This is a genomic window from Sulfurimonas hongkongensis (genome assembly GCF_000445475.1).
GTDB lineage: Bacteria > Campylobacterota > Campylobacteria > Campylobacterales > Sulfurimonadaceae > Sulfurimonas > Sulfurimonas hongkongensis.
The window spans coordinates 41,210-53,242 of sequence record NZ_AUPZ01000014.1; the positions used below are offsets into that span (position 1 = coordinate 41,210).

Genomic DNA, 12,033 nt, shown 5'->3' on the forward strand with positions numbered 1-12,033 from the left:
AGAGGTCGAAATTATAGACAAATAGATTTTAGAAGTCAAGATATTTGTGACTAAATTTAAAAAAATATCTCTTTGTCTATTAAAATAAGCATTTTTATCGCAAATAACACACTTTGTCTCTGTACATAGTTCCTATCTCCATCTAATCTTAAGTGCATATGAGCGTGATGGGTTTTTGAGCTAACTCCCACATAAACAGTTCCAACTGGCTTATATTCAGTTCCTCCAGTGTCTCCTGCTATACCGCTAACGGCTAGTGCATAGTCTGCACTACTTACATTTAGAGCACCCTCACACATCTCTTTTACTACCTTAGCACTTACAGCTCCATTTTTCTCTAAGATATTAGCATCTACTGCGAGCCAATTTTCTTTTATGGAGTTTGAGTAGGTAATCAGTGCACCATCAAGGATTTTAGAAGCTCCATTTTCTCTTGTAAAGTAGTAAGATAAAAGCCCACCTGTACAACTCTCTGCAAAAGTTACTCTTTTTTGAGCTCTTGAGAGTGTCTCTATGATGTAATGAGTCATATTTGAAGCGGCTATAAGGTTTTGGGGTAAAAGTTGTTTTGCTGATCTTATAAAATTTGACATCTCTCCAAACTTTTTACTCACAATATCCACTCTAAGCCAGCCATCTATAAGAGTTATGACATCTATATTGACATCAAATGTTTGAGCTATTGGATTTAAAATTCTACTTGCTTCATCCCCAGTTTTTTCAAAAATATGCACAACTGCACTATTTTCCTGTGCAGCTAATAAGACCTCTGGCATTTTTTGCATCTCATCTATATGAAGCACATTTATCATCGCATCTTTATACTCTAAAAGATAACTGTTATCTTCATAAGCTGAACTATTTGAGGGAATAAGCATATTATCTTTTAGAATTTGGTTGTCACTTGTAACTGTGCAGATAAGCTTTCCTATGGTTGAGAAGTTTTGCTTTGTTGTTATGATGAGGAGCTTATTATTTGTATTTATCTCCTCTTCAAGGTACAAAAAAAGTGAGTTATCACTCTCTTTAAAGTAGGTTATGGAGTCTATAAAGTCACACTTTTGTCTCACTTTTCTTATAATATAGTCTTGGAGCGAGGTATTGTAAAAAAATTTATTGCCAATAAATATGAGATGCAGCTTCATTAAATATAGCCTTTTTATCAGATTTTAATTCGGCTTATTATAGCACCATTCTTTGCTTTAAAGAAGCTTTTAAAGACACAAAAGATATAATCCAAAAATTTTAATCTATTGGGCGCTTCTAGAGATGCCCTCTATATGGGATACAGATGGACTACAAAGAGACACTACTTTTACCTACTACAAACTTTGCCATGAGAGGCAATCTGATAAACAATGAGCCTTTAAGATATGATGCTTGGGATGAAAACAAAGTCTATGAAAAGATGAAAGCTAACCGCAAAGATGCACCTAGTTTTACTCTTCATGATGGACCTCCATATGCAAACGGAAACACTCATATAGGTCATGCACTAAACAAGATTTTAAAAGATATCATTGTAAAACAACACTATTTTGCCGGCAAGTCTGTCCGTTTTACTCCGGGTTGGGATTGTCATGGTCTTCCAATCGAGCAACAAGTTGAGAAAAAACTTGGTGGCAAAAAGAAAAAAGAGCTTTTAGAAGTCTCTAAAGTAAGAGAACTTTGTCGTGAGCATGCTAGAAAATTTGTAGATATACAAAGAGATGAGTTTAAAAAACTCGGTATCTTGGCTGATTGGGAAAACCCTTATGTGACTATGGACTTTAAATTTGAGGCAAATATATACAGAACTCTTTGCAGTGTTGCAAAAGCTGGACTTCTTATAGAGCGTAGCAAACCAGTCTACTGGTCATGGGCTGAAAGAACTGCACTTGCAGAGGCGGAAGTTGAGTACGAGGACAAAGAGTCTCACTCTATCTATGTAGCATTTAAGTTAAGCGATGAGGCAAAAGCAGAGACAGGACTAAGTGGCAAGGCTGCCCTTGTCATCTGGACAACTACACCGTGGACTCTTCCATCAAACACAGGCATCTCTTTAAACCCAGAGGAGAAGTACGCACTAACTACTGATGGCTTTATTGTAGCTCGTGATCTGCACGAATCACTACTAGAGTTAGGAGTTGTAAAAGGCGAAATAGCTAAAGAGATAGACCCTAAAACTCTAGAGAACAAAAAAGCAATCAACCCACTAAACGGTAGAACTTCTACAGTAGTTTTAGGCGATCATGTAATGATGGACAGTGGAACTGGTTGTGTACACACTGCTCCAGGACACGGTGAAGATGACTATAGAGTTGGACTAAAGTACGGCTTAGAAGTTCTTATGCCAGTTGATGAGACTGGATGCTTTGATGAGACCGTAGTAAAAGAGAAGCTTCTTCCAAATCCCAAGGGGTTTGTAGGACAACTTATCTTTAAGTGTAACGATAAAATCCTAGAACTTTTAGGCGATGCGCTTCTTTATGAGTCAAAGTTTACTCACTCATATCCACACTGCTGGAGAAGTCACACTCCTCTTATCTTTCGTGCAACTAAGCAGTGGTTTATATCTGTAGATGAAAAACCAAAGACACAAGACAAGACTCTAAGAGAGATAGCTCTTAGTGAAGTCCAAAAGACTCTTTTCTTTCCAAAAACAGGTAAAAAAAGACTAGAATCCATGGTAGCAAATCGCCCTGACTGGTGTATCTCTCGCCAAAGAGATTGGGGTGTGCCTATAGCATTTTTTAGAGTTAAATCCAGTGGTGAAGTTCTCTTTGATGAGAAGGTTTTAAACTTTGTAGCTATGATATTTGAGATGCAAGGTAGTGATGCTTGGTACTCGATGTCTATAGAAGAGCTTTTATATCCTGGAAGCGGCTACAAGGCGGACGAGCTTGAAAAAGTAACAGATATTTTAGATGTTTGGTTTGATAGTGGTTCAACTTGGTATAGTGTTTTAAAGTCTCGCAACTACGATGCTGGCGATTACCCAGCTGATCTTTATGTAGAGGGAAGTGACCAGCATCGTGGTTGGTTTCAATCTTCTATGTTTTTAAGTGCCGCGGTTGAACATCAAGCACCTTACAAAGGAGTCCTAACTCACGGTTTCACAGTCGATGAAAAGGGCGAGAAGATGTCAAAATCAAAAGGCAATGTTGTCGCTCCTGAGAAAGTTTTAAAAGAGTATGGAAGTGAGATACTTCGCCTTTGGGTAGCATCTAGTGACTATCAAGGGGATTTGAAGATTTCTCAGGGTATTTTAAAACAAAACTCCGAAAACTATAGAAAGCTCAGAAATACTTTTAGAATCATGCTTGCAAACATCAACGACCTTGAAGTTCTAAGCCCGTACTCGGAGATGGGAGAGCTAGATAGATGGATACTAAGCGTTGCTAGAGAAGTTTTTAACAACTCTCATAAGTCATTTTCTGAGTACAACTATGTTCATGGAATGAGTCTGCTAAACAACTTTATAGTAAATGAGTTAAGCGGAATGTATATAGACATGACAAAAGACTCACTCTACTGTAATGCAAAGAGTGACAAAAAGAGAAAAGCATCTCAAAGTGCGATGGCTATCATCACAAAGTCGATGCTACTTCTAATAGCTCCGATACTCACATATACAGCAGATGAGATAGTTGAGAATGCTCCTGCTATCATAAAAGGAGATGCATCGAGCATCTTTGATATGGTTTATGAAGAGATAAAAGAGATAGAGACTTCATTTGATGAAGAGTATATGGTAAAAGCAAGAGAGAGTTTTGCAACTATAGTAGATACACTTAAAAAAGAAAAAATCATAAAAAACACTTTAGAGTTAGCCATCTCATGTAATTCTAAAGCAATCCTCGACATGGACTCAACCGATGCTGAGGACTGGTTTGTAGTCTCAAAAGTATCTGATGAAGAAGAAAAAGAGTCTCTAGGAAGCTTCAAAGTTGGTGATGACTCATTTACCATCACAAAAGCAACTGCTCACAAGTGCCCAAGATGCTGGAAGTACCAAGCAGCAAATGAAGATGAAACATGCGAGAGATGTGCAAGAGTTGTAAATGCCTAATTTTGCAGAGCCAGTTTCAGCTACATTTATCGCAGTTACAGTAGCTGTGATATTTGTAGGAATTGCTATTGCTATTGTGTTTGTTAAGATGGGGAAGAAGTCTAGAAATCCAAAGGGCTTATAACTTTAGCCTTGTTCATCTCACTCACTACATGAGTATATATCATGGTTGTCTCAACACTTTTATGACCTAAAAGCTCCTGTATACTCCTGAGATCTATCCCAGCTTGTAGTAGATGCGTAGCGTAAGAGTGTCTAAAAATATGTGAAGTTACACGCTTGTTTAGGTTTGCCTTTTGAGATGCTGCTTTTATGTTTCGTCCTAAAGTTTGCGGATGGATGTGATGTCTTCTTTTTTCATGTGTTCTTGGGTCTTTAGATATGTTTTTCATAGGAAATAGGTACTGCCATTTGGTTTCATACTTTGCTGATGGGTATTTTTTTTCTAAAGAGTAAGGTAAATAAACACTTCCAAAACCATTGTCTATATCATTTTTATGCAGCTTTTCAACTAGCCTTACTTGAGCTAAGAGCTGCTCTTTTAGCTTTTTAGGAAGAGGGATAGTTCTGTCTGTTAAAGATTTTGAATCCCAAATATATATTTTTTCATATCCAAAATCAATATCTTTTATTCTGAGATTTAAAGCCTCATTCATTCTTAACCCACATCCGTACATAAGATGTACTATAACACTATAGTCCATAGGTATATTTTGTAGTACTCTTTTCACTTCATCTTTTGTAAGCACAACTGGTATATGTTTTCTTTCTTGAGAACGAAATGCCTGAATATTCCACTCGCTTATATCAACACCAAGCACCTCTTTGTATAAAAATAAGATAGCACTAAAAGCCTGGTTCTGAGTCGTTGGCGAAACTCTGTCTTTTACCGCTAACTTAGTAAGGTACTGTTCTATTTCTGCTTTACCCATTTCGATGGGATGTTTTTTGTGATGAAATAAGATGTAATGCTTAATCCAATGCACATAAGTTTTTTCAGTTGAGAAACTATAGTGTTTAAAACGAATCTTATCTCTTACTATGTCCAACAATTTCTTTTTAACTTCCATAAAAAACCCCTCCGCTTAAGCTACATTTTGTGTGTTAAGTACTATATGCAACATTTAACTCACAAAGTGTGTATTAAACTCTCTAAAATCTACTTAACACACATATAATATTTAAACACTTTATAGTATTTTTATCTTTTGACTAAAAAATATGACAAAATGACATACTTTTTGATAAATTTGCATTTTTAACACACATTAAATGTGATTGTTAATTGTTGTATTTAAGGTCGTTTTATATAGAATGTGTTTGATTAAATAGTTATGTAAAAAAGATTGCCCATGAATGAATATAATACAGATATTGTCAAACTTACTTGTTCTTGTCCTGACTGGAAAGAGACAAGATGGCAATATAAATTAAATGACCCAAGAAGATTATGTAAACATATTATCAATAAACTTGATATAAATAATTTACCAATTGGAATATCAAAATTTAAAGAGTCTATTGAATTTTATCAAGAAAAAGAATGGGGTTTTAAAAGAGACTTTGATGAAATCATTGAGATAGGTAATTTTACTTTACTAGGTAGTGTTAGCTGGATAGATGTTTTTGATGGAGATGGTACGAGATATGGATATTTAAATGATAGCTATACTGGTGAAAATTGGTGGTCTAAACAAAACAAACCTATAGGATACGAAAAAATCGAAGCTTTTTTTAAAAAACGCTTTGACACTATTCCTTTACCCCTGCAAGGCAAAGAGAAACAAGATATAGCCAACTACATTAAAGAGGTTATTCCGAGTAAACAAAATATTCAATTTTCAATAGAAGATGACCAATATGAGCCGTCGCCTGACGGAATATATTATTGTCTTTATGAATCAACAAGTGATTATTCTTTGGAAGATGAAGTTAGACATATTATTGTAAAAAACGATGAAATAATCATTGAAATGTATTACGGAAAAATATTTAAATACACTAGAGATTATAAATATGCTAAATCATTTCTTGAAAACAAAAAACAAAAAGAACAAGAAAGATTAGATAATGAGAGGCAAAAGTATGAAGAAGAATTAAAACAAAAAAGAAAAATTGCTATAGAAAAAAGCTATATTTTGGTTCAGGATTATGAAGGTGATTTATATGATATTCAAAATATTTATAATCATCCCGACGGATTATCTTGGGACGAATACGAAAAAGTAAAAAACTCAATACTTGGTAACTATAATACTCTTCAACATCTAATAAAAGAATTTTCAATAGATATTACAACTGCGAAATTCAATAAAGCATTAAAAAATTTAAATTTTGTTGTGAAAGAATCAACATTAAATCAAAATGATTGGATACTAAAAGGTGATGGATTGCAGTATGGAATTAATTTAATTAAAGATTCCAAATATATGCATGAAAATATACCTGACTGGTATAAAGTACACATATTTGATAATACAAAAATGAAACTCATAAAATTAGAATCTAATTTCAATATTAAAATGACTTCTACTTTGTTTGAAAAAAATAAATTCAATGAACTTTATCAACTTGTTAAACAAGAGATTGAAAACAGTCAATTAAATAATAAAATCATAGATGAAACAACAAGTAATAAAAAACTTGAAAGAGCAAAATGGTTAAGACACGTAGAATGTCCAAATTGCGGAGAAAAAACAAATATACATAAAAAAGATAAAAGAAGACGTAAAAATGGATACATTCAGAGGTTCTATTGTAATGCGTGTAATAGTATGTTTCAAATGGATATTGAAAAGTTGGAGCAGATGATGAAAGACTATGAAAAAGATGAACTAAATAAAGAAAAATTGATTATTACACAAAAAGAAACGGATATTCAATCATTTGAAAAAGAAGTACAAGCAGTAAAAATATCTCAAGAAAAAAATTTATTCAAAAGGTTTTTTTCTTTTTTTGAGTAGATTACATAACAAACCAGAGGAGCCAATCAGTGACCCGCACGCGGGTTACTGATTGCTCATTTTAACCGTTATACATCCACAGTCACAGTAAATTTTCTCACAGTTTTACTATTTCATATAATAATGATATACTTCTTATATGAAATATAAATATGATAGTAACAAAAGCTTATCAAATAAGCAAAAGCATGGAATTGATTTTGAAGATGCTAAACTTCTATGGAATGATGATAGGATGGTTGAAATTTTAACATCTTATGAAGATGAAGAAAGATTTATTAACATTGGCAAAATTAACTCCAAGTTTTATACTGTTGTTTCAACAATTCGTGAAGATAAAATTAGAATTATCTCTGCACGAAGAGCAAGAAAAAAGGAGATTGAAATCTATGAAAGCTGAAGAATTTGACAAAATCTTTGATGAAAATGAGAAAGATATAATAGATTATCTTGATTTATCAACGATTAAACGACCTAACTTAGAACCAAAAAGAATTAATATTGACTTTCCTACATGGATGGTTAAAAAACTTGATGAAGAAGCACAACACATTGGAGTAAGTCGTCAAGCAATCATAAAAACTTGGTTAGCTGACAAAATTATGCAAATTGAACATCACAAAGAAGCTGTATAATAAAACATAGTAGCCAATAAATTACCTAGCGGCAACTTATTAGCTCACTATAGTCGTTATAGATACAAAAGGAACTTATCTTGCAGAATGAATTAATAGAACAATTTACTCAATACAACAAAAAAGAGTTTTACCAATGGTTAATTGTTTCTATGGTTCATCCTTCAAATCAGAAATTTGGGATTAGATGTGAGTTACTTATTCATACCCTTATATCAATCAATGAAGAGAAATTTTCAAATAAAATATTAATAAGAGAAGAGTTTGAAGAATTTATATCTTGGTTTGAGCAAAAATATTCTAATCATTTTTTAATGATGGAAGATTTTGAACCATTTAAACAGGCTAAATTAATACCACTTTTTTTAGATGGGGAAAAGTATTATTTCTTTTATGGATCACTTGAACGACCTTACGAAGCTTTAAAACAATTTCATGAAATTGTTTTTTCAGTAAATATTGAAGAATTAAATAATATTAAATCTGAATTTTTATTTTCGTTACAACGACAAACAGATATTTTAACTAAGTTGAGAAGTGACTACGAGGCTCAGTCTGAAAATACTTCCATGTATATACCGAGCTTAGAGTTTTTTAATAAATATAAATCTTTTTTTGAAGTTGATTGTGTAGATATAAAGCACCTGCATAACTCCAAAAAAATACCTCCTTTAACAGAAACAGAAAAAATGTTTGATTTTGGCATTGATGATAGTGTTAGCAATGCCAAAATTCCTCAATTAGAAACTGATGATACAGACTTAAAAGACTCAATATATTTTTATGAAATGGGTATAAATAATTTTAATGGATTATATACAAAGATTGACAATAAGTTTTTTATTATTCCATTTGAATCGCACATAGAAACTATCTATAACTTAACATCAAAAATAATATATAATGAAAAATTTCAATACATGGATAGAATAAATGATTCTATGTTTCAAAGAATGATGAAGATGCTTTCATATTTTTTTAGTCCTCCACATAGACTAGATGGATTAATGGATATGTCAAAAAATATTCATTCAAAATATTTTGATACGTTAGCTCAAATTGACTCAAATAAAGTTATTTTGTTTAAATTCATTCCTCATTCAAATAATTTACAAAATTCTATAGGTGATATTGCACAGAAATCATTTGAAGAGTTAGAAAAAATGAAATTGGTAGATGAACTTTTTATGTTTCGTTTCGAGAGAAAAAAACATATGGTTAACATGAATCAAACACCTATTGATATGTCTGAAATTAAAATTATGATTATTTTTGAAGAACTAACTTTAAACTATATGTTAGGTTTTGCAGAGGATTGGAAAGAAAAAAATATTTTTATTTATAACTCTTTAGATATAAAACCTATTTTGCAGTTACTTAGTGAAAAAGAGACAGATAACAATACAACACTTTGGCAATATTTAGAAGCAGAAAAAAGACAATCTTTGCACAATAATAACCCTATACAAATGGATGCACTTGATAGCTTTGCAGTTTATTACGAAAATGAATCATTTGCGATAATGGGTCAACAACCTGATTTGATGATGTTTGTTACTCATTCTTGGAGTGATTTTTACCATAAACACCTTTATGAAAAATATCAAGACAATATTTATGAATTAGTTGAATCTAGTTTTCCCAATAAATTTAATAGAATTGCTCATCTTGGTAATTCGACTTATGAATATATTGATACTTCAATGATAGATGGTGGTCGGTGTGTGAAACATCAAAACAAACTTATATGGATAGTTTATCCCTCTAATGGATTTAATCTAAAAGATGAAGAGATAAGAGTATCTATGTTTATAGCAGAGTTTTTAAGTTTTTATATAGATAGATATAAAGAAAGTATTTTTGAATTTTTAAAGAATTTTAGTTTTGATATCAACACTCAAGATTTTATGATATCTATTTTCCCAGATAGTTTTGTGAAACAAAATGAAGATTTAGAACATTTATTACAATATGCGAATAAAATAGATGATAAAGAAAATATTGTTTTTTCTTCGCAAATTCGTAAATATATCTATAATGAAATTTTTACAGCTGTTGTAATTACATCTAAATTGGAAAGACTAGAAAATACATTTGGATACAAAGAGCATATAAATCCAGAGAAATATATTTTTAAAAAATTCATTGAATCTTTACTGCTTGCATTAAATATTCAATCTCAAAAAAACTCGGTATCTAAATTTATTGAAAATATTTGGGATATAAAAGAAAGAGCTTTTGTTTTAGAAAACAAACCTGTTGATAATGCTAGACTTGAAGGTTATCAGAAACCTTTATTGTTTCAACCATCATTTATCGCAAATGTTAACCAAGAGATGGTTAACTATCTTAAACAACTTAGTATTGAGTCTAAAGAGTATTGGGTAGAAGATGCCAAACAACTTAATAATTTAATTTTTGAATTTTTACAAAAAAAACTAGAAGATAGAATTAGTCAATTCGATAGTTCCATCTTAATATATGCTTATAAACAAATTGAATATATAGAAGGCAAAAGAGAAAAAGAAAAAAATCAAATGAAGTTTGATGTAGAAAAATATATAGAGTTTGATATTCATGAAAGATATTACAAAGAAAAAATTGAAACGTCTGAATTAGCAGTTTCAGCTAAACATATTTTGCATACTACTTTAAAAGTAACACCACAAGGTGCTAAAAGTATTTCTGAACATGATTGGTATTATCTAATGGCATGTTCAAAAATAATAAATGAAACAATCCAAAGAAGTGATCAATTACATTATCGTTTAGCGAAAACTGGTATTGAGATTACAAGTTCCTATGAATTGATAGATATAGATAAATCTTCAGATATTGATTTTAACGCACATTATAAGCAAACTACAAGTTCACAAATCATTTCAGCTAAAAATGAATCTACAATTACAGAATCATCAGAAGAAGAGGAAAATACAAAAGTATCATCTCCTTTTAATGAACAATTAAATTCAGCATGGAATAGTGAGTATGGGTTTTATTTAGAGAATATGATAAAAGTCATGATGGCTCTAGGACGATTTGAGATTAAAAAAGACTCATATTTTCCATTATCTCTTTTATCAGTAGAAGAAATATTTGAACATTTAAAAAATATTTTTAAAGAAACGGTAGCACTTGGTGAAATAAAAAAAATATTAGCGTTTTTATCATTGGACTTTAAAACATATAGTAATTACAAATATATTGATTATAGTATCGATAGGCTGATGAGAAAAAAGGAAAGATTAAACTTATCTCCTTTTATAAGAATAGATGACAAATATCTTTTTGGACATCAATTACTTTTAAATGCTATAGATGGTTGGACTTTTCCATTATTTGAAGGGGATAGTCCTTTTAGTATTGATGATACAAATTTGGTAAAAAAAGAACTAACTAAAATTCATGATAAACTTGATAAAGATCTAGAAATTTTGACATGTAAGGAAGCTGTAAAGTCTTTAGGTGAAGAGTTTGTCAGATGCAATATAGATAAATTCCAAACACTTTCTAAAAAATTTCAACAGAAGCCATCTTGTGGAGAAATAGATTTACTTGTTATAAATCCCAATACCAAAATGGTATTTATAATGGATGCTAAAAATGTAAATAAGAAACTCCACATGTCAGCGATAGATAGAGAGTTGAATAAGTTTCTTAAAGGCAAAAAATCATATTTAATAAAGTTAAATAAAAAATTTGATTTTATTGAAGAAAATAAAGATGAAATACTAAAGCATTTCAAAATAGAAGATAAAAGTGGATGGAAAGTTAAAAAAGGCTTTGTTGTTAATACGCTATACATTTCTGCATTTTACAAAGAAAAAGTTGACTTTGTTTTGATTGATGATTTAGGTAAGTTTTTACAACAAGATGAAAATTTATAACAAATCCTTGCACCGAACAGGTTCCCCTGTCAGTGAAGTCAACCGTTATGTATAGGAAAAGGTAGTTATGAAAAATAAATTTATAGAAAATATTGGTGTTTGGATATTAGTTGGCTTATTAATTTTTTCAATATATTCACACTATAAGACTGGTGAAGACCTTGAAAATATATGTATCAAAGTTCAAGCATTAAATGAAGGATATTTAGACATAGAATCGCATGAAAAATTTATGTCTAATGGCATAGAGTTAGATTCGATTGCTATAACAATGAAAAAACATAATGATTTAATGAATTCTAACTCCTCAGAAGCTAAAGCATACAAATGGTTTCGTTCTAATGCTAATGAAATAAAACAAATATGTGATAAAAGAATAGATGAATAATCATAAATACATAACAAATCATTGGAGAGAAATATTTGACCCTTGCGGCTCAAATATTTCTCAACTCAAACGTTATCCGCTCACTGCGTGACCGTTATACTTACAAAAC

Annotated in this window: 9 protein-coding genes; 7 read left to right on the plus strand and 2 right to left on the minus strand. The window is 31.1% G+C overall.

Annotation, left to right across the window (positions count from 1 at the left end):
* Positions 1-56: 56 nt before the first annotated feature.
* The gene (locus tag M947_RS21995) at positions 57-1,145 is read right to left on the minus strand and encodes a CinA family protein (protein ID WP_021288320.1); all 1,089 of its coding nucleotides are present in this window, start codon (positions 1,143-1,145) and stop codon (positions 57-59) included.
* A 146-nt stretch (positions 1,146-1,291) separates the two neighbouring features.
* Here M947_RS21995 and ileS point away from each other — a divergent pair, with 146 nt between their 5' ends.
* On the plus strand, positions 1,292-4,051 hold the full coding sequence (gene ileS / locus M947_RS22000) for an isoleucine--tRNA ligase (protein WP_021288321.1): 2,760 nt from the start codon (positions 1,292-1,294) through the stop codon (positions 4,049-4,051).
* Entirely contained in the window at positions 4,044-4,175 is a 132-nt protein-coding gene (locus M947_RS23795) for a hypothetical protein (protein WP_021288322.1), read from the plus strand. The genes ileS and M947_RS23795 overlap by 8 nt, the downstream gene beginning before the upstream one ends.
* Here the strand turns inward: M947_RS23795 and M947_RS22005 are convergent.
* Positions 4,153-5,121, minus strand: coding sequence for an integron integrase (locus M947_RS22005; RefSeq protein WP_021288323.1), 969 nt, complete (start codon positions 5,119-5,121; stop codon positions 4,153-4,155). The genes M947_RS23795 and M947_RS22005 overlap by 23 nt on opposite strands.
* 282 nt (positions 5,122-5,403) lie before the next feature.
* On the opposite strand from M947_RS22005, the gene M947_RS22010 reads away from it, so the two are divergent.
* The 5 genes from M947_RS22010 (at position 5,404) to M947_RS22030 (ending at position 11,924) form a co-directional block, all read left to right on the plus strand.
* Entirely contained in the window at positions 5,404-7,014 is a 1,611-nt protein-coding gene (locus tag M947_RS22010; protein ID WP_021288324.1) for a hypothetical protein, read from the plus strand.
* A gap of 139 nt (positions 7,015-7,153) precedes the next feature.
* Entirely contained in the window at positions 7,154-7,414 is a 261-nt protein-coding gene (locus tag M947_RS22015) for a BrnT family toxin (protein ID WP_021288325.1), read from the plus strand.
* On the plus strand, positions 7,404-7,649 hold the full coding sequence (gene brnA, locus M947_RS22020; RefSeq protein ID WP_021288326.1) for a type II toxin-antitoxin system BrnA family antitoxin: 246 nt from the start codon (positions 7,404-7,406) through the stop codon (positions 7,647-7,649). Before M947_RS22015 ends, brnA begins: the two co-directional genes overlap by 11 nt.
* An 80-nt stretch (positions 7,650-7,729) precedes the next feature.
* Positions 7,730-11,536 (plus strand): hypothetical protein, encoded by a 3,807-nt coding sequence (locus M947_RS22025; RefSeq protein ID WP_021288327.1) that lies wholly within the window; start codon positions 7,730-7,732, stop codon positions 11,534-11,536.
* A gap of 67 nt (positions 11,537-11,603) precedes the next feature.
* The gene (locus M947_RS22030; protein WP_021288328.1) at positions 11,604-11,924 is read left to right on the plus strand and encodes a hypothetical protein; all 321 of its coding nucleotides are present in this window, start codon (positions 11,604-11,606) and stop codon (positions 11,922-11,924) included.
* Positions 11,925-12,033 lie beyond the last annotated feature (109 nt).

What these genes read in the sequence shown, in the direction of transcription:
- M947_RS21995 (WP_021288320.1), bottom strand. Translation starts at nt 1,145, where the DNA reads ATGAAGCTGCATCTCATATTTATTGGCAATAAATTTTTTTACAATACC.
- ileS (WP_021288321.1), top strand. Translation starts at nt 1,292, where the DNA reads ATGGACTACAAAGAGACACTACTTTTACCTACTACAAACTTTGCCATG.
- M947_RS23795 (WP_021288322.1), top strand. Translation starts at nt 4,044, where the DNA reads ATGCCTAATTTTGCAGAGCCAGTTTCAGCTACATTTATCGCAGTTACA.
- M947_RS22005 (WP_021288323.1), bottom strand. Translation starts at nt 5,121, where the DNA reads ATGGAAGTTAAAAAGAAATTGTTGGACATAGTAAGAGATAAGATTCGT.
- M947_RS22010 (WP_021288324.1), top strand. Translation starts at nt 5,404, where the DNA reads ATGAATGAATATAATACAGATATTGTCAAACTTACTTGTTCTTGTCCT.
- M947_RS22015 (WP_021288325.1), top strand. Translation starts at nt 7,154, where the DNA reads ATGAAATATAAATATGATAGTAACAAAAGCTTATCAAATAAGCAAAAG.
- brnA (WP_021288326.1), top strand. Translation starts at nt 7,404, where the DNA reads ATGAAAGCTGAAGAATTTGACAAAATCTTTGATGAAAATGAGAAAGAT.
- M947_RS22030 (WP_021288328.1), top strand. Translation starts at nt 11,604, where the DNA reads ATGAAAAATAAATTTATAGAAAATATTGGTGTTTGGATATTAGTTGGC.